Source organism: Modestobacter italicus (assembly GCF_019799965.1).
GTDB classification, from domain to species: Bacteria; Actinomycetota; Actinomycetes; order Mycobacteriales; family Geodermatophilaceae; genus Modestobacter; species Modestobacter italicus_A.
Genome location: NZ_JABGCJ010000005.1, coordinates 26,680 through 44,176, shown reverse-complemented (window position 1 = coordinate 44,176; position 17,497 = coordinate 26,680). Strand labels below are relative to the sequence as shown.

The window sequence follows — 17,497 nt, the reverse complement described above, 5'->3', positions numbered from 1 at the left end:
GGGTGCGTGCGGCGGTGCGGTCGCGGAGACGACGGCACCGTAGTGGATCAGTTGCGGTCGGCCGTCAGCTCGCGGACCTCGGCGTACCGCTCCCGCACGTGCGGGACCGGGTCGGCCTCGTAGGTCTCGGTGCTGGTGGCCGGCCAGACCGGCGGGGTGTTTCCGCCGGCGAGCACCCAGGCAGCCTGCCGGGCGGCGCCGTCGGCGACGTACTCCCCCGGCGGCGGGACGAGCACCGGCACCCCCAGGACGGCGGGGGCCAGCCGGCGCACCGCCTCCGAGCGGGCACCGCCGCCGACCAGGAGCACCCGGCGGACCGGGTTGCCCAGGGCGGAGATCGCCTCCAGGCCGTCGGCCAGGCCGCACAGCAGCCCCTCGACCGCGGCCCGGGCCAGGTGCGCCGGGTCGCTCGTGGCCAGCGTGAGACCGTGCAGCGCCCCGGTGGAACGGGGCCGGTCCGGCGTCCGCTCCCCCTCCAGGTAGGGCACCATGACCAGCCCGCCGGAGCCGGCCGGCGCCGTCAGCGCCAACCGGGAGAGCTCCTCGTGGTCCACCCCGAGCAGCCGGGCGGTGGCGTCCAGCACCCGGGCGGCGTTCAGCGTCACGACCAGCGGCAGGTAGTTGCCCGTGGCGTCGGCGAACCCGGCCACGGTGCCGCTGGGGTCGGCCGAGGGCGTGGTGGAGACGGTGGAGACCACGCCGGAGGTGCCGATCGACAGCACCACGTCACCGGGCTCGGCGTTGATGCCCAGCGCGGCCGCGGCGTTGTCGCCGGTGCCCGGACCGAGCACCGCGCCACCGTCGGCGGCCAGCGTCCCGGCGGCCACCTGCCCGGCCCGCTCGGCCGGCCCGAGCACCCGCGGCAGCACCGGGGTGCGACCGAACGCGCGCTCCAGCAGGTCGGTCCGGTACTCCCCGGTGAACGGCGACCAGTAGCCGGTGCCGCTGGCATCGCCCCGGTCGGTGACCAGGGCCTCCAGCGACGGGGTCCCGGCCAGCTGCCAGGTCAGCCAGTCGTGCGGCAGGCAGACCGCCGCCGTCCGGGCCGCGTTCTCCGGCTCGTGCTCGGCCAGCCAGCGCAACTTGGTGACGGTGAACGACGCCACCGGCACCAGGCCCACCGCGTCGGCCCAGGCCTGCCCACCGCCCAGCTCGGCGGTCAGGTCGGTGGCCGCCTGAGCCGACCGGGTGTCGTTCCACAGCAGGGCGGGACGGACGACCTGACCCGCGTCGTCCAGGCAGACCATCCCGTGCTGCTGCCCGCCGACGGCCACCGCGGCGACGTCGGCCAGGCCACCGGCCTGCTCGATCGCCGTCCGCAGCGCCGCGGCCCAGGCGGCGGGGTCGACCTCGGTGCCGTCGGGGTGCGACGCCCGGCCCTCCCGGACCAGGGCGCCGCTCCCGGCGTCGCGCACCACGACCTTGCAGGACTGGGTCGACGAGTCGACCCCCGCCACCAGTGTCATGTCAGGAACCGGCCCAGGTCAGCGGGCGCCGAGCAGGTGCTCGATCATCAGCTGGTCGACCCGGACGACACCGGCGCCACGCTTGGCCACGGCCTCGGCGTCGAACTCCTCGAAGGAGGACCGGTCGGCGAGCAGGTCCTCGAAGGACTCCCCCGCACCGAGGGTGGGCTGGCGCAGCTCGGGCACGCGGGCGGCGGCGAGCGCCTCCTGCACCTCCGGGTCGGCGCGGAACGCCGCGGCCCGCTCCTTGAGCAGCAGGTAGGTGCGCATGTTGGCCGCGGCCGAGCGCCACACGCCGTCCATGTCCTCGGTGCGCAGCGGCTTGTAGTCGAAGTGCCGCGGGCCGTCGTAGGCCGGGGCGCCGTCGACGCCGCCGTTCTCCAGCAGGTCGACGGTGGAGAAGGCCTGCAGCAGGTCGCCGTGGCCGAAGACCAGGTCCTGGTCGAACTTCGGGCCGTGCTGGCCGTTGAGGTCGATGTGGAAGAGCTTGCCCGCCCACAGCGCCTCGGCGATGCCGTGGGTGAAGTTCAGGTTCGCCATCTGCTCGTGGCCGGTCTCGGGGTTGAGGCCGACCAGGTGCGAGTGCTCGAGCTTGGCGATGAAGCCCAGCGCGTGCCCGATGGTGGGCAGGAAGATGTCGCCGCGGGGCTCGTTGGGCTTCGGCTCCAGCGCGAAGCGCAGGCCGTAGCCGCGGGCCTCGGAGTAGGCGGCCAGGGTGTCGATCGCCTCGGCGTAGCGGTCGAGGGCGGCGATGAGGTCCTTGGCCATGTCGACCTCCGCGCCCTCGCGGCCGCCCCACAGCACGTAGGTCTGCGCGCCCAGCTCGGCGGCCAGGTCCATGTTCCGCATGACCTTGCGCATCGCGTAGCGACGCACCTCGCGGTCGTTGGCGGTCAGGCCGCCCTCCTTGAACACCGGGTGGGTGAACAGGTTGGTGGTCACCATCGGCACGACCAGGCCGGTCTCGTCGATCGCGGCGCGGAAGCGCTTGATGTGCGCGTCCCGGGCGCTGGTGTCACTGCCGAACGGGATCACGTCGTCGTCGTGGAAGGTGACGCCGTAGGCGCCCATCTCGGCGAGCCGGTGCACCGACTCGACCACGTCCACCGGCTCGCGGGTCGCGGTGCCGAACGGGTCGGCGGCCGGCCAGCCCACGGTCCAGAGACCGAAGGTGAACTTGTCCTCGCGCGTGGGCTTCAGGTCGGTCATCAGTTGGTTCCTCTCGAGTGCAGGTGGATCAGGAGGTCGACCGGGCGGTCACTTGCCGAAGCCGGCCGTCAGGCCACCCAGCAGGTAGCGCCGACCGAACAGGTACAGCAGGAAGATCGGGACGACCGACAGCGTGACGGCTGCCAGCAGGCCCGGCACGTTGGTGCCGAACTGCCCCTGGAAGTCCCACAGGCCCAGGGTGAGCACGCGGGTGTCCTTGGACTGGGTGAGGACCAGGGGGAAGAGGAAGCCGTTCCAGGCGTTCAGCGCGGTGAACACCGAGATGGTGGTGATCGCCGGCTTGGCCAGCGGCAGCACCAGGCTGCGCAGCACCGCGAACGGCCCCGCCCCGTCGAGGGTCTGGGCCTCGTAGAGCTCCTTGGGGATGTCCCGCAGGCTGTTGGTCATCACCAGCAGGGCCACCGGCATGGCGTAGGCAGCCGTCGGCAGGATGATGGCCAGCAGGGTGTCGTAGAGCCGCATCTGGGTGATGAGCAGGTACACCGGGATGATCGTCGCCTGGGCCGGGATGGCCAGGCCGATCAGCATGATCGAGAAGCCCCGCTGCACCAGCCGGCCGGTGTTCCGGGCGATGGCGTAGGCCGCCGGGACGCACAGCCCCACCACGATCGCGACCGTGGCCACCGTGACGACGGCGGTGTTGACCAGGTAGGTGGGGAAGCCGCCCTCGAAGACCGTCCCGTAGTTCTCGGCGGTCGGGTCCGCCGGGGGGTTCAGCGGGTTGGTCGACAGGTAGTCCTGCCGGGTCCGGAAGCTCGCCGCCACGAGGTAGTACAGCGGGACGGCGACGATCAGCAGCCAGACGGTGGCGAGCACGCCGGCCAGGTGGTTGGGCTTCTCCCGACGGCCGCCGGCGCTGCCGCGGCGGCGGGGCGGCCGGGAGGACGTCGAGCCCGCCTTGATGGTCTCCGGGTGGATGGCGGTCTGGGTCACGGTCAGACCCCTTCCTGCTCGCTCTGCATGTTGCGGAACCCGGTCGCCCTGGTCACGACCAGGGACAGCACGCCACCGAGCAGGAGCAGCAGCACCGCGATGGCGCTCGCGTAACCGAGCTCGTAGGCGCTGAAGCCGGTGATGTACATGTACAGCGGCGCCACGCGGGTCGCCGTGCCCGGTCCGCCGCCGGTGAGGATCAGGATCGTGTCGAAGGTGGTGAACGAGCCCACCAGCATCAGCACGCTCGAGGTGACGATCGTGTAGCGCAGCAGCGGCAGGGTGATCTGGAAGAACTGCTTGAACCGCCCGGCGCCGTCGATGGTCGCCGCCTCGTACAGGCTGGCCGGGATCCCGCGGGTCGCCGCTTGGTAGAGCAGCGTGTGGAACGGGATGTACTGCCAGCTCACCACGAAGACGACGGTGTAGACGACGATCGAGGTGTCACCGAGGAAGTTGAAGCGGTCCAGGACCGGCAGCGCCTGGGTGACGCCGAAGTTGGTGTCGAGCACCGAGCGCCACAGCAGGGCGATGGCGGCGGTGGACAGCAGCAGCGGGAGGAAGAACAGCGTGCTGAGCACGGCGCGGTTCCGCTGCTTGCCGGCCGCCCAGACCCCGATCATGATCGCGATCGGGGTCTGGACGAGCCAGGACAAGACCATGAACAAGAGGGTCAGCCCCAGCGAGTCGAGTGCCTCGCCGTCCTGGACCAGCCGCGTCCAGTTCTCCGTCCCGGACAGGCCCGGGAAACCGAAGCCCCTCCAGTCGGTGAAGCTGAGGTACACGACCAGCACCATGGGCACCAGCGCGAACAGCCCGAAGAAGAGCAGTGCCGGTGTGGCGTACCAGGCAGACGGCCGCTGCAGACCCGTCTGCACCGAGGACCCTCGTGAACTCATGATCTACCGTTCTCGTTCGATCTCTCAGCCGGCCAGCGCGTCGACGAAGCCCTGGGCGTCGATCTCGCCGAGGAAGAAGCGCGACAGCTGCTCCAGCATCTCGTTGGCCTCGTCCGAGGTCAGGTCCTGGTCCCAGGACAGCTGGAAGTTGTCGGCGGCCACGGCCGAGTCGTACACGAAGGTCGCGTGGTCGCCGTTGTCGGTGGCCGCGAGCTGGTCGCGGATGCCCTCGACCGGCGGCACGTCCCCGGCCTCGATCAGGTCGGTGATGTACTCGTCGCTGGTGAGCTGCGTCTCCAGGTACTCACGGGCCGCGTCCTTGTTGCCGGAGTCGGCGGTCAGCGAGTAGAAGTTCGACACGTTGCCGACCAGGTTCGACGGGTCGCCCGCGCCACCCTCGACCGCCGGGAACTCCGTCCAGCCGAGGTCACCGGCGGCGACGAAGTCCGGGCTCTGGTCCAGCTGGTTGGTGTACTCCCACGAGCCCATCAGGTGGAACCCCGCGTCACCCTGCGCCAGGATCGTGGAGGCACCGCCGACGTCATAGCCGACGGAGGCGAAGTCGCTGCCGAAGGCACCCCGCTCGATGAACTCCTGCAGCAGCGTCATCGCCTCGAGGACCTCCGGCTGCTGCCAGCCACCCTCGACGCCGTCCCGGATGTTCTGGAACACCTGCGGGCCGCCGACGCGGTCGAGCAGGTACTCGGCCCACATCAGCTCGGTCCACGGCTGGTTGCCGGCCAGGGCCACCGGGGTCTTGCCCGCGGCCTTCAGCTGGTCGACGGCGGTCAGCATCTCGGCCCAGGTGGTCGGGACGGTGGCGCCGGCCTCGTCGAGGACCGCCTGGTTGTAGTACAGGACGACCGGCTGCATGCCGCGCATCGGCAGGCCGTAGTTCGCGCCGTCCAGCTCGGCGCCCGCGAGGACGCTCGGCAGGAAGGCCTCGCGCAGCTCGGGGTTCTCGTCGAGCATCCCGGTCAGGTCCTCGACCTCACCGGCGTCGACGTACTCCTTGAGGTTGCCGCCACCCCAGTTGAAGAACAGGTCCGGCGCGGTCGGGGTGCCGATCGCGATGCGGAGCCGCTGCTTGTAGGGGTCGTTGCCGAACGTCGTGAGCTCGGCGTCGCCGGCCTCCGACTGCTCGTTGAAGCGCTCGATGGAGCCCTCGAGGATCGGCGCGAGGGCCGCGTCCTGGAGGGCCCAGACCTGGGCGGTGTCGCCGCCACCGCCACCGCCACCGCCCGCGGGGCCGGAGGACCCGCAGGCGGCCATGGAGCCGATGAGGACGAGGGACGTGGCCGAGACGGCCACACGGGTCAGACGCCGGGATGTCATCCCACGCACCTTCCTGTTTCGTCGTTGAAAACCGAAAGTTTCGGGCAGTTGCGAGAACGTAAGCCACGTCACCGCCGGGTGTCAACGCCGCTGGTCCGCCGTGTCCCGGCGTGTCACGTGCGCACCCCGCGCCGGCTCCGGAACGACGCGCGGCTGGCCTGCTGACTATGCAGCGACCGAAAGTTTCGATAACGTTCCGGGCACGCCGACAGCGACGCCGGCCTGACCGCGCCCGTCGAGGTGGCCAGGCTCCCCGCGGAGCTGCACCGGCACCGATCGAGGACCGGGAGGGCCGGAAGTGCCACCGAACGAGCTGGGCCGACCGACGCTGGCGAGCATCGCCGCGGCGGCCGGTGTCTCGCTGCCCACCGTGTCGAAGGTCGTCAACGGCAAGCAGGACGTCGCCCCGGCCACCCGCGCCCACGTCCAGCAGCTGCTGGACCTGCACAAGTACGTGCCGGTCACCCGGCGGGCACCGGAGGACCTGCTGGTCGACGTCGTCTTCACCGCCCTGGACAGCCCCTGGGCCGTGGAGATCCTGCGCGGGGTCACCGAGAGCGGGCTGGAGGTCGTCGTCTCCTCCCAGGACCGCACCGCCGACACCGACTGGGTCCAGGCGCTGATCAACGGCGGCCGCCGGGGCGCGCTGGTCGTCACCTCCCGGCTGACCGCCGCCGACCAGCGCCGGCTGGGCCGGTCCAAGCTGCCGGTGGTCGTCATCGACCCGGTGGACATGCCTGGGCAGGACGTGCCCAGCGTCGGCGCCACCAACTGGGCCGGTGGGCTGGCCGCCACCGAGCACCTCGTCGACCTCGGGCACCGCCGGATCGCGGTGATCGGCGGGCCGCAGGACTACCTGTGCAGCCGCGCGCGCATCGACGGCTACCGCGCCGCGCTGGAGCGGGCCGGCATCACCGTCGACCCCCAGCTGCTGCGGCACGGCACCTTCCGCCACCAGGGCGGCTACGACCAGGCGCAGGCCCTGCTCGAGCTGCCCGACCCGCCCACCGCGATCTTCGCCGGCAGCGACGAGCAGGCCTTCGGGGTCATGGAGGCCGCCCGCCAGGCGGGCCTGTCGGTCCCCTGCGACCTGAGCGTCGTCGGCTTCGACGACCTGCCGATGGCCCGCTGGTCCTCCCCGCCGCTGACCACCGTGTGCCAGCCGCTGGCCGACATGGGCCGGATGGCCGGCCGGATGCTGCACGAGCTGATCGACGGCGGTGCGCTCGCCAGCCAGCGGGTGGAGCTGGCCACCCACCTCGTCCCCCGCGCGTCCACGGCCGCACCACGACGTTGACCCCGCCCTGGCGCTGACCTCCACCCGACCTCCCCGGCGGACGGCCCACCGCCCTCCGCCGCCGCCCTCCGCCGGCGCCCGAACCGAACCAGGAGCCCGTCTCGTGACCGAGCCCCAGTCCCTGCCCGACCTCGAAGCCCAGCAGCAGGCCATGGACGCCCAGCAGCAGGACGCCTGGCGGGACCCCTCCCGCCCGCTGCCCGAGCGGGTCCGCCTGCTCATGGAGGCGATGACCCTCGAGGAGAAGGTCGCCCAGCTCTACGGGGTCTGGACCGCCATCTCCGAGGGCGAGGAGGTCTCCCCGAACCAGCACGAGTTCGCCGAGCCGCTGCCGCCGTGGGAGGAGCTGACGAAGCCGGGGCTGGGCCAGCTGACCCGCGTCTTCGGCACCGGACCGGTCGAGCCGGGGACCGGCGCCCGGGTGCTCGCCCAGACCCAGCGGGGCATCGTCTCCGGTTCCCGGCTGGGCATCCCGGCGATCGCCCACGAGGAGTGCCTGACCGGGTTCACCGCCTGGCAGGCGACCGTCTTCCCCACCCCGCTGGCGTGGGGCGCCGCGTTCGACCCGGAGTCGGTGGAGACGATGGCCCGCGGGATCGGCGAGCTGATGCGCTCGGTCGGCGTGCACCAGGGGCTCTCCCCCGTGCTCGACGTCAGCTTCGACCACCGCTGGGGCCGTACCGAGGAGACCATCGGCGAGGACCCGTACCTGGTCGCCGCCCTGGGCAGCGCCTACGTCCGCGGCCTGGAGAGCGCCGGGATCGTCGCCACCCTCAAACACTTCGCCGGCTACTCCGGCTCCGGCGCCGGGCGCAACCACGCCCCGGTGCGGATGGGCCAGCGGGAGTTCCGCGACGTCGTCCTGCCGCCGTTCGAGACGGCGCTGCGCGAGGGCGGGGCCCGCTCGGTGATGAACAGCTACGCCGCCGTCGACGGCGTGCCGCCGGCCGCCGACCCGGCGCTGATGACCGACCTGCTGCGCGGCGAGCTCGGCTTCGACGGCACCGTGGTCGCCGACTACTTCGCCGTCTCCTTCCTGGAGACCACGCAGGGCGTGGCCGGGGACCCGGGCGAGGCAGCGGCGCTGGCGCTGGCCGCCGGCATCGACGTCGAGCTGCCCACGGTCCGCTGCTACGGCGAGCCGCTGCTGGAGCTGCTGCGCACCGGCGCGGTGCCCCTGGAGCTGGTCGACCGTGCGCTGGAGCGGGTGCTGCTGCAGAAGGGCGAGCTGGGCCTGCTGGACGCCGGCTGGGACCCCGAGCCCGCGGCGCTGCGGAACGGCGCCGAGCTGGACTTCGACCCGCCGCACATGCGCGCGCTGGCCCGCACCATCGCCGAGCGCTCGGTGGTGCTGCTCGCCGACCGGGCGCGCGTGCTGCCGCTGCAGGAGCCCGGGAAGGTCGCCGTCGTCGGCCCCGCCGCCGACGAGGTGCTCTCGCTGATGGGCTGTTACGCCTTCCCCAACCACGTCGGTGTCGCCCACCCCGACATGGACCTGGGCATCGAGCTGCCGACGCTGCTCGACGCCGTCCGCAGCGAGTTCCCGGGCGCGCAGGTCAGCTCCGCCCGCGGCGTCCCCGTGCAGGAGGTGGACCGCAGCGGCATCCCCGAGGCGGTGCGCACCGCCGCCGGGGCCGACGTGGTCCTGGCCGTCCTCGGCGACGTCGCCGGCCTGTTCGGCCGGGGCACCTCCGGCGAGGGCTGCGACGCCGACGACCTGCAGCTGCCCGGGGCCCAGGCCGAGCTGCTCGACGCGCTGCTGGACACCGGCAAGCCGGTCGTCGTCGTGCTGCTGACCGGCCGCCCCTACGCCCTGGGTGCCTTCGTCGACCGGGCGGCCGCGATCGTGCAGGCGTTCTTCCCGGGCGAGGAGGGCGCCGGCGCTGTCGCCGGCGTGCTCAGCGGCCGGGTCAACCCCTCCGGCCGGCTGCCGGTCCAGGTGGCCCGGACGCCGGGTGGCTCCCCGGCGACGTACCTGCACGGGGCGCTGGGCGCCAAGAGCGGGATCAGCGCCGCGGACCCGACGCCGCTGTTCCCGTTCGGGCACGGGCTGTCCTACACGACGTTCGCCTGGGAAGACCTGCAGGTCGACGGCGCACCGGACGGCGCCTGGGCCACCGACGGGGCGGTCACCGTCTCCTGCACGGTGCGCAACACCGGCGGGCGGGCCGGCGCCGACGTCGTCCAGCTGTACCTGTCCGACCCGGTGGCCAGCGTCGTGCGCCCGGTGCGTCAGCTGGTCGGGTTCGCCCGGGTCGAGCTGGCCGCGGGCGCCGCCGCGCGGGTGTCGTTCACGCTGCACGCCGACCGCACCTCGTTCACCGGGCGGGACCTGCGCCGCGTCGTGGAGTCCGGGGACGTCGTCCTGGCGCTGGGCGCCTCCAGCGAGGACCTGCGGCTGACCGCGCCGCTGCGGCTCACCGGGCCCGACCGCGTGGTCGGCGCCGACCGGGTGCTCAGCACCCCGGTCGAGATCACCGCGCTCTAGGGCCTGGACACGACAGCGGCCGCCGACCCATCGGGTCGGCGGCCGCTGTCGTGTGTCGTGTCAGGAGGTCCTCGGCGTCACAGCCCGACGAGCTCGTGCAAGGCGCCGACCTCGGTGCGGGTGAGCTTGCGGATCGTGCCGCTGCGCATCCGGGCCAGCTCGATCGGGCCGACCGCGGTGCGGGTGAGCCGGTTGACCGGCAGGCCGACCTCGGCCAGCAGCCGCCGGACGATGTGCTTGCGGCCCTCGTGCAGCACGACCTCGACCACCGACTGGCCGGCGTGGGTGTCCATGACCTGGAAGGAGTCGACCTTGACCGGGCCGTCCTCCAGCTCGATCCCCTTGCGCAGCCGCTTGGCCATGTCCCGCGGCACCGAGCCGCTGACCTGGGCCAGGTAGGTCTTCTTCACCTCGTAGGAGGGGTGGGCCAGCCGGTGGGCCAGCTCGCCGTCGGTGGTGAGCAGCAGCAGGCCCTCGGTGTCCTGGTCCAGCCGGCCGACGTGCACCAGGCCGGCGGCCAGGTCGCCCATCATCTCCCCGACGGTGGGCCGGCCGCGGTCGTCGCTCATCGAGGTGATCACGCCGAACGGCTTGTTCATCGCGTAGCTGACCTTGTCGTTGCGGATGTCGATCCGCCGGCCGTCGACCGCGATCACCGCCGTGTCGGGGTCGACCCGCATGCCCTGGACGCGGACGACCTGACCGTCCACCGAGATGCGTCCCTGGTCGATCATGTCCTCGCACACCCGGCGGGACCCGACGCCGGCGCGGGCCAGCACCTTCTGCAGCCGCTCGCCCTCACCGGCCTCGGCCGCGGTGTCCTCGGTGTCGCCGGGGTGGACCGGGGCGAGCTCCATGTCCTCGGACCAGCCCTCGCCGCCGGAGGTCGTCGACTCGTCGTCAGGTGCGGTGTTCATCGCCCCCAGTCTCCCACCCCGGCGCGCTCCCCTCGACCAGCGCTCGCCCGTCCTGGGTGGGCACCGCCCACCCCGCCGTCCCGCGGCCATGTTGGCCAACATGGCCGGGGAGGGCGGCCATGTTGGCCAACATGGCCGCGAGGGGTCAGGCGTCGGGGTGCTCGTCGAGCACCGTGCCGGTGTCGGGGAGCAGCGGCGCGAGCTCGGGCAGCTCGTCCAGGCCGGTGAGGCCCAGCCGCTCCAGGAACAGCGGGGTGGTCACGTACAGCCCGCCGCCGGTGTCGGGGTCCGAGCCGGCCTCGCGGACCAGCCCTCGGGAGACCAGCGTCCGGACGACGGCGTCCACGCCCACCCCGCGGATCGCCGACACCCGGGCCCGGGTGACCGGCTGCCGGTAGGCGATGACCGCGAGGGTCTCCAGCGCCGCCTGGGTGAGCCGGCTGCGCTGGCCCTCCAGCAGGTGCCGCTCGACGACGGCGGCGTGCTCCTCCCGGGTGTAGAGCCGCCACCCCTCCCCCACCCGGCGCAGCGTGATCCCCGCCCGGCGCGCGTCGTAGTCGGCGGCCAGCGCGGCGAGCTCGCGCCGCAGCCGGGGCACCGGGCAGCGCAGCGCCGCGGCCAGGGACGCCTCGTCGATCGGGGTGTCGGCGACGAACAGCAGCGCCTCCAGCCCGCCGCGCAGCGCCCGCGGGTCCAGCTCCGGGTCGTCCTGCTCGGGGTCCGGCGCGGCGGCCTCCTCCACGCGGGCCTCGGGCTCGGGGACGACGACCAGCTCCACCGGCGGCGCGGCGGGGGCCCGGGGCCGCGGGGGCGCCGGGGCCTCCTCGACGGTCGCCGCCTCCTCCGCCGCGGCCGGGTCGGCGATGCCCGGCGGCTCCCGGTCGGCCGTGCCCACCGGCTCCGGGCCGGACGTGCCGAGGTCGGCCGCCAGCCGGGCGGCGACCGCGCCCCAGTCCTCCGCTGGGGTGTCGTCCTCCTCCAGCCCGGCGGCCACCTCGGCGGCGACGGCGTCCCAGGAGAAGGGACGCGGCTCGTCCGGCCGGTCGCTCACGTGTACTCCTCCAGGTGCTCGGCTGCCTCGTCGTCGACCTCGTCGGGCAGCCGGCCGCCCACCAGCTCGGGGCCGGTCCAGCGCACGTGCAGCTCACCCAGCGGCGACACCTGGTCGAAGGTCACCAGCTGCTGGCGGTAGAGCTCCAGCAGCGCGAGGAACCGGGCGACGACCTCCAGGGTGTGCGCGCAGTCGCCGCTCAGCGCCCGGAACGTCGCCGTCCCGGCGGTGGCGATCCGGGCGCGGACCAGCAGCAGCTGCTCGGTGACGCTGACCGCGGGGGCGTGCAGGTGGGTGACGCTGACCGTGGGCGGCGGCTTGGGCACCAGCGCCTGGTGTGCCATGGCGGCGAACTGCTCGGGGGTGACCCCGAGCAGCACCTCGGGCAGCAGGTCGGCGAACCGCTGCTCGAGGCCGACCGACCGCGGGAAGCGCCGGGACGCCTCGGCCTCCCGGCGGCGCAGGAACTCCGCGGCCTGCTTGTAGGCCCGGTACTGCAGCAGCCGGGCGAACAGCAGGTCGCGGGCCTCCAGGACGGCGAGGTCCTCCTCGTCCTCCACCTCGGCCGCGGGCAGCAGCCGGGCGGCCTTGAGGTCCAGCAGCGTGGAGGCGACCACCAGGAACTCGCTGGCCTGGTCGAGGTCCAGCTGGTCGCCGAGGGCCCGCAGGTGGGCGATGAACTCGTCGGTGACCACCGAGAGCGCGATCTCGGTGACGTCGAGCTTGTGCTTGCCGATCAGCTGCAGCAGCAGGTCGAACGGTCCCTCGAAGTTGGTCAGCCGGACGGTGAACCGCCCGTCGGACGGCGGGGCCTCCACCGCCTGCGCCGTCGTCACGCTCCGACCCTAGACGGGCACGCAGCGCTGGTCAGCCTGCTGATCACTCCGGCCACTGCAGCCCCGCGGCCGTGATGCGCAGCGGAGCGGTCGTGCCGCAGGTGGCGATCACCTCGTCCAGGTGCACCAGCAACAGGTTGAAGCCGGCCGACTCGACCGTGTGGTCCGGCCACAGCACGTCCCGGCAGTCCTCGCCCAGGGCGGTCACCGCCGCCTCGAGGTCGGGCTCCCGGGTCCACAGCGTCACGTCGTGGTCGACCCGCGGGGCGCCGAGGCGGATCTGCACCGAACGGTTGCCGCCGTACCGGACGTCGACCGCGGACCCGTCCATCCGGAGCCGGCGCACCAGCTCCTCGACGAACGGCAGCACGCCGCGAGCCTAGCCGCGGAGGCTGTCCCGTTGATCTCCGGCGACGGGCCCCCCGACCCGCGGCCGGCCGCGGCTCAGTTCTTGCGCAGCCGGCGGACGAGCACCGAGTCCTCGCCGTGCACCTCGAGGTCGGCCAGCAGCACGGCGATCGCCTCGCGGACGATCCGGCCCCGGTCGGCGGCCACGCCGTGCTGGCCGCGCAGGGTCAGCCGGGCGGTCTCCAGGGCCAGCAGCTCCTCGGCGGAGCAGTAGACGGTGATCTTCTCCTCGTGCCGGGTGCGGCTCTTCTCCGCGCGCTGCCGGGGCGCCTTGGGGGCGGCGGCCGGCAGGGTGGCGCGGTGCGCGGCCAGCTCGTCGACGACGATCCGCGGCGCGCCGCCGTCCACGTCGGGCACCAGCGCCAGCGGCGCGGCCGGGGCGGGGGTGCCACCGGCGGTCGGCGCGGTGTCGGCGTCCCGGCTGGTGCGCAGCGCGGGTGAGGCCTGGGCGGCGGCCAGCGTCGGCAGCTCGGTGACCGGCGCCGCCGGCGGGGTCGCCGGGGTGTCGGTGCGGCGGAACAGCTCGGCGGCACCGGGCAGCACGGGGCGGCGGGTCACGCGGTCACCTCGGCGACGGTCGTCGAGCGTGCGGTGAGGGGTGACCTCGGGGACGCGGTCACAGAGCGAGGACCTCCTTGGCCAGGTCGCGGTACGCCGCGGCGCCCGTCGACGACGGGGCCCACTGGGTGATCGGCTGCCCGGCGACGGTGGTCTCCGGGAAGCGCACCGTGCGGGTGATGACGGTCTGGAACACGGTGTCGCCGAAGGCCTCGACGACCCGGCTGAACACCTCGCGGCAGTGCACGGTCCGCGTGTCGTACATGGTGGCCAGGATCCCGGAGATCTCCAGGGACGGGTTGAGCCGCTCCTTGACCTTGTCGATCGTGTCCACCAGCAGGGCGACGCCGCGGAGGGAGAAGAACTCGCACTCCAGCGGGATGATCACGCCCTGGGCGGCGGTGAGCGCGTTGACCGTGAGCAGCCCGAGGGAGGGCTGGCAGTCGATCAGCACGTAGTCGTAGTCGGCCCGGATGGGGGCCAGCACGCGCAGCAGCGTCTGCTCGCGGGCGACCTCGCTGACCAGCTGCACCTCGGCGGCGGACAGGTCGATGTTGCTGGGCACCAGGTCCAGGCCGGGGATGCCGGTGGCGACACGGACGTCGGCCAGCGAGGTGGCCGGCTCCATCAGCGCGTTGTAGATGGTGCGGTCCAGGCCCTGCGAGGGGACGCCGAGGCCGACCGAGAGCGCGCCCTGGGGGTCGAGGTCGACCAGCAGCACCTTGCGGCCCTGCTCGACCAGTGCGGCACCCAGGTTGATCGTGGACGTCGTCTTGCCGACGCCGCCCTTCTGGTTGCACATGGCGATGACCTGGGCCGGGCCGTGCGAGCTGATCGGCTTCGGGTCGGGCAGTCGGCGTTGCCGCGCACGGGCAGGGTCGACCCGGCTCGCCGGGGCACCCATCTCGGCGCCTCCGGCCGGGTCCCCGACGTACGGGAGCCCGACGGCGGATCCCGCCGCCTCGGCTCGTGTCGACATCGCTTCTGCCTCTTCCCTGGGTCGCCGGACCGTGGTCACCGGCCGGTGACGACGGCGGGAGGACGTGCCGGCCCGGCGGGGGGAAGCCGCTGGTCCGTTCTCCCGCTCCCTCTCTCGGCAGCGCCCGGCGCGACCGTGACCACCTCGGGTCACCATGTCGACATGTTCCTGCTGAGCGTCCCGTTCCACCTCGACGAGCGGCTGCACCCCTTCGAGCTCGGGGTGCCGGCCGACGCACAGGTCACCGCCGACCTCCCACCGGGCAGCCCGTGGACGCGGATGGCGGTGCTCTACGAGCAGGTGGCGGCGGCGGTCGGCGACGGGCCGGCCGTGGTCGCCTCCGGCGACTGCACCACCAGCCTGGGGGTGCTGGCCGGGCTGCAGCGCGCCGGAAGGGACGTCGGCGTCGTCTGGTTCGACGCGCACGCGGACTTCCACACCGACGCCACCACCACCTCCGGCTACCTGGGCGGGATGCCGCTGGCCCTGGCGGTCGGCCGCGGCGACCTGACGCTGCCCCGGGCGCTGGGGCTGCGGCCGGTACCGGAGTCGCGCGTGGTGCTGGTCGACGCGCGGGACACCGACCCCGGGGAGCAGCTGCTCCTCGCCGGCTCGGCCGTCACCCGCAGCACCGTCGCCGACCTGCCCGGCGTCGTCCCGGACGGAGACCTCTACGTGCACCTGGACGTCGACGTGGTCGACCCTGCCGGACTGCCGGACCTGCTGTACCCGGCTCCCGGTGGGGTGACCGTCGACGAGGTGCTGGCCGCGGTGCGCGCGCTGGTGGACACCGGCCGGGTCGCCGCCGTCGGGCTGGCCGCGACCTGGCACCACCGGGCGGCCGCCGCCCCGGCGCACCGGGACCTGGTGCGCGACCTGCTCGCCGTCCTCGCGGGCTGAGCCGAGCTCAGCGCAGCGCGCGGGGGTGGCTGGTGGCGTAGACCTCGCGCAGCCGCTCCACGGTGACCAGCGTGTAGACCTGCGTCGTGGTCACCGAGGCGTGGCCGAGCAGCTCCTGCACGACCCGGACGTCGGCGCCGCCGTCGAGCAGGTGGGTGGCGAAGGAGTGCCGCAGCGTGTGCGGCGACAGCTCGGCGGAGATGCCGGCCCGCTCGGCGGCCGAGCGCAGGATCGACCAGGCGCTCTGCCGGGACAGCGGCCCGCCGCGGGTGTTGAGGAACAGCGCTCCCCCGCTCCGGCCGCCGCGCGGGGAGGCCGCGGCCAGCGCCGGGCGGGCCCGCACGAGGTAGTCCTCGACGGCCTTGACCGCGTAGCTGCCGACCGGGACGACGCGCTCCTTGCCGCCCTTGCCGGCCAGCCGTACGGCCGCCGAGCCGAGGTCCAGGTCGTCGACGGCCAGCCCGACCGCCTCGGAGATCCGCGCGCCGGTGCCGTAGAGCAGCTCCAGCAGCGCGCGGTCGCGCAGCCCGCGGGGCCCCTCGACCGAGCCGGCGGCGGACAGCAGCGCCTCGATGTCGGCGACCGGGATGGCCTTGGGCAGCCGCCGCGCCGGGGCCGGTGGCCGCACCTCGGCCGCCACGTCGTCGGTCACCAGCCCGTCGAGCAGGGCGAACCGGTGCAGGCCACGGACGGCGACCACGGCACGCGCGGCCGAGGTGGCCGACAGCGGTGGGTGGTCCTCGTCGCCGGACCGGAGCGCGGTCAGGAACGCCGCGACGTCGGACTCCCCCACCTCGCCCAGCCCGCGCACCCCGCCGGCGGCGAGGAACTCGGCGTACCGGCGCAGGTCACGGCGGTAGGAGGCGATGGTGTTGGCTGCCAGCCCGCGCTCGACGGTCAGGTGGTCCAGGTAGCCGGTGACGGTGCGCTCGACGTCGGGCCCGGCACTGGTCGTCGCGGCCGTCAGGAGAGCACCTCCTGCCAGGGCACCGACGGCAGCGCGTGCGCGTCGGCGACGCCGGCGTGCACCAGCTGCCCGCCGGCCACGTTCGCCCCCCGGGCCAGCGCCGGGTCGGCGGTCAGCGCGGCCGCCGTCCCCGAGTTGGCCAGCGCCAGCACGTAGGGCAGCGTGACGTTGGTGAGGGCGTAGGTCGAGGTGTGCGGCACGGCGCCGGGCATGTTGGCCACGCAGTAGAAGACCGACTCGTGCACGCCGAACGTCGGGTCGTCGTGGGTGGTGGGCCGGGTTGCCTCGAAGCAGCCGCCCTGGTCGACGGCGATGTCGACGAGCACCGAGCCCGGCTTCATCCGCGACACCAGCTCGTTGCTCACCAGCGTCGGGGCCTTCGCTCCGGGCACCAGGACGGCGCCGATGACCAGGTCGGCGTCCAGCACCGCCCGCTCCACCTCCAGCGCGTTGGAGGCCACGGTCTGCAGGTGCCCGCGGTAGAGCCGGTCGGCGGCACGCAGCTTCTCCAGGTCCCGGTCCAGCACGGTGACCTGGGCCTGCATGCCCAGGGCGATGGTGGCCGCGTTCATCCCCGACACCCCGGCGCCCAGGACGACGACCTTCGCCGCGTGCACGCCGGAGACCCCACCGAGCAGCACCCCGCGGCCGCCGGAGGCCCGCTCCAGGGTGTGCGCGCCGACCTGCGGCGCCATCCGGCCGGCGACCTCGCTCATCGGGGCCAGCAGCGGCAGCGCCCCGTTGTCCAGCTGCACCGTCTCGTAGGCGATCGCGGTGGTGCCCGAGGCGAGGAGGGCGTCGGTGCACTCCCGGGACGCGGCCAGGTGCAGGTAGGTGAAGAGCGTCTGCCCGGCCCGCATGCGGCCGAACTCCTCGGCGATCGGCTCCTTGACCTTCAGCAGCAGGTCCGCCTCGCCCCAGACGTCGTCGGCGGTGGGCACGATCCGCGCCCCGGCGGCGGTGAAGTCGGCGTCCGGGATGGACGACCCGACGCCCGCGTCGTGCTCGACGAGCACCTCGTGCCCGGCGGCGACCAGCTCGGTCACCCCGGACGGGGTGAGCGCGACCCGGTACTCCCGGTTCTTGACCTCTCGGGCGACTCCGACCCGCATCTCCACCGACCCCCGGTCTCGGCGGGCACCCACCGGGGTGTCGGTGGCGCCACCGCGTCTGGGCGGCCCGGTCAGGGCCAGCCTCGGGCGGAGTCTAGGCACGGACGGCGTCCGGGGTGTG

At 73.9% G+C, this 17,497-nt stretch carries 16 protein-coding genes; 3 read left to right on the top strand and 13 right to left on the bottom strand.

All coding sequences use genetic code 11. The annotated features are described in order from the left end of the window. Nucleotides 1–47 precede the first annotated feature (47 nt). The 5 genes from xylB to HLA93_RS13190 are packed head-to-tail and all read right to left on the bottom strand — an operon-like array spanning nt 48 to nt 5,863. The gene (gene xylB / locus HLA93_RS13210; protein WP_222194869.1) at nt 48–1,466 is read right to left on the bottom strand and encodes a xylulokinase; all 1,419 of its coding nucleotides are present in this window, start codon (nt 1,464–1,466) and stop codon (nt 48–50) included. 18 nt (nt 1,467–1,484) lie between these two features. After that, nucleotides 1,485–2,675: a xylose isomerase gene (gene xylA, locus HLA93_RS13205; protein ID WP_222194868.1), complete on the bottom strand. Its 1,191-nt coding sequence runs from the start codon at nt 2,673–2,675 to the stop codon at nt 1,485–1,487. Nucleotides 2,676–2,723: 48 nt separating this feature from the next. After that, complete coding sequence (locus HLA93_RS22055) at nt 2,724–3,629, bottom strand: carbohydrate ABC transporter permease (protein WP_308128110.1); 906 nt, start codon at nt 3,627–3,629, stop codon at nt 2,724–2,726. Nucleotides 3,630–3,631: 2 nt separating this feature from the next. Further along, complete coding sequence (locus HLA93_RS13195; protein WP_222194867.1) at nt 3,632–4,528, bottom strand: carbohydrate ABC transporter permease; 897 nt, start codon at nt 4,526–4,528, stop codon at nt 3,632–3,634. A 24-nt stretch (nt 4,529–4,552) separates the two neighbouring features. Further along, nucleotides 4,553–5,863 carry an ABC transporter substrate-binding protein gene (locus HLA93_RS13190; RefSeq protein ID WP_246626636.1) on the bottom strand — a complete coding sequence of 437 codons (1,311 nt, stop codon included), beginning with the start codon at nt 5,861–5,863 and terminating at the stop codon, nt 4,553–4,555. A 298-nt stretch (nt 5,864–6,161) separates the two neighbouring features. Between HLA93_RS13190 and HLA93_RS13185 the strand changes: the two genes are divergently transcribed. Together HLA93_RS13185 and HLA93_RS13180 are read left to right on the top strand one after the other, a co-directional pair. Further along, entirely contained in the window at nt 6,162–7,160 is a 999-nt protein-coding gene (locus HLA93_RS13185; protein ID WP_222194866.1) for a LacI family DNA-binding transcriptional regulator, read from the top strand. A 103-nt stretch (nt 7,161–7,263) separates the two neighbouring features. After that, a complete protein-coding gene (locus HLA93_RS13180; RefSeq protein ID WP_308128109.1) occupies nt 7,264–9,648 on the top strand; it encodes a glycoside hydrolase family 3 N-terminal domain-containing protein in 2,385 nt (794 codons plus the stop codon). A gap of 77 nt (nt 9,649–9,725) precedes the next feature. Here the strand turns inward: HLA93_RS13180 and HLA93_RS13175 are convergent, their stop codons facing one another. The 6 genes from HLA93_RS13175 to HLA93_RS13150 all read right to left on the bottom strand — a co-directional run bounded on the left by HLA93_RS13175 (nt 9,726) and on the right by HLA93_RS13150 (nt 14,397). Continuing rightward, a complete protein-coding gene (locus HLA93_RS13175) occupies nt 9,726–10,565 on the bottom strand; it encodes a pseudouridine synthase (RefSeq protein WP_222194865.1) in 840 nt (279 codons plus the stop codon). Between the two features lie 145 nt (nt 10,566–10,710). Beyond that, the gene (gene scpB, locus HLA93_RS13170) at nt 10,711–11,616 is read right to left on the bottom strand and encodes an SMC-Scp complex subunit ScpB (RefSeq protein ID WP_222194864.1); all 906 of its coding nucleotides are present in this window, start codon (nt 11,614–11,616) and stop codon (nt 10,711–10,713) included. Continuing rightward, nucleotides 11,613–12,452, bottom strand: coding sequence for a segregation and condensation protein A (locus HLA93_RS13165; protein WP_308128108.1), 840 nt, complete (start codon nt 12,450–12,452; stop codon nt 11,613–11,615). Before HLA93_RS13165 ends, scpB begins: the two co-directional genes overlap by 4 nt. Before the next feature lie 43 nt (nt 12,453–12,495). After that, nucleotides 12,496–12,822 (bottom strand): hypothetical protein, encoded by a 327-nt coding sequence (locus tag HLA93_RS13160; RefSeq protein ID WP_222194863.1) that lies wholly within the window; start codon nt 12,820–12,822, stop codon nt 12,496–12,498. Between the two features lie 74 nt (nt 12,823–12,896). Then, entirely contained in the window at nt 12,897–13,418 is a 522-nt protein-coding gene (locus tag HLA93_RS13155) for a hypothetical protein (RefSeq protein ID WP_222194862.1), read from the bottom strand. 58 nt (nt 13,419–13,476) lie between these two features. Beyond that, nucleotides 13,477–14,397 (bottom strand): ParA family protein, encoded by a 921-nt coding sequence (locus tag HLA93_RS13150; protein ID WP_246626635.1) that lies wholly within the window; start codon nt 14,395–14,397, stop codon nt 13,477–13,479. Nucleotides 14,398–14,559: 162 nt separating this feature from the next. On the opposite strand from HLA93_RS13150, the gene HLA93_RS13145 reads away from it, so the two are divergent. Further along, complete coding sequence (locus HLA93_RS13145) at nt 14,560–15,297, top strand: arginase family protein (protein WP_222194861.1); 738 nt, start codon at nt 14,560–14,562, stop codon at nt 15,295–15,297. 7 nt (nt 15,298–15,304) lie between these two features. On the opposite strand, the gene xerD is transcribed toward HLA93_RS13145, so the two are convergent. Continuing rightward, complete coding sequence (gene xerD, locus HLA93_RS13140; protein ID WP_222195201.1) at nt 15,305–16,264, bottom strand: site-specific tyrosine recombinase XerD; 960 nt, start codon at nt 16,262–16,264, stop codon at nt 15,305–15,307. After that, a complete protein-coding gene (gene ald, locus HLA93_RS13135) occupies nt 16,261–17,376 on the bottom strand; it encodes an alanine dehydrogenase (protein ID WP_222194860.1) in 1,116 nt (371 codons plus the stop codon). The genes xerD and ald overlap by 4 nt, the downstream gene beginning before the upstream one ends. Between the last annotated feature and the right edge of the window lie 121 nt (nt 17,377–17,497).

What these genes read in the sequence shown, in the direction of transcription:
- xylB (WP_222194869.1), bottom strand. Translation starts at nt 1,466, where the DNA reads ATGACACTGGTGGCGGGGGTCGACTCGTCGACCCAGTCCTGCAAGGTC.
- xylA (WP_222194868.1), bottom strand. Translation starts at nt 2,675, where the DNA reads ATGACCGACCTGAAGCCCACGCGCGAGGACAAGTTCACCTTCGGTCTC.
- HLA93_RS13195 (WP_222194867.1), bottom strand. Translation starts at nt 4,528, where the DNA reads ATGAGTTCACGAGGGTCCTCGGTGCAGACGGGTCTGCAGCGGCCGTCT.
- HLA93_RS13190 (WP_246626636.1), bottom strand. Translation starts at nt 5,863, where the DNA reads ATGACATCCCGGCGTCTGACCCGTGTGGCCGTCTCGGCCACGTCCCTC.
- HLA93_RS13175 (WP_222194865.1), bottom strand. Translation starts at nt 10,565, where the DNA reads ATGAACACCGCACCTGACGACGAGTCGACGACCTCCGGCGGCGAGGGC.
- HLA93_RS13150 (WP_246626635.1), bottom strand. Translation starts at nt 14,397, where the DNA reads ATGTCGACACGAGCCGAGGCGGCGGGATCCGCCGTCGGGCTCCCGTAC.
- HLA93_RS13145 (WP_222194861.1), top strand. Translation starts at nt 14,560, where the DNA reads ATGTTCCTGCTGAGCGTCCCGTTCCACCTCGACGAGCGGCTGCACCCC.
- ald (WP_222194860.1), bottom strand. Translation starts at nt 17,376, where the DNA reads ATGCGGGTCGGAGTCGCCCGAGAGGTCAAGAACCGGGAGTACCGGGTC.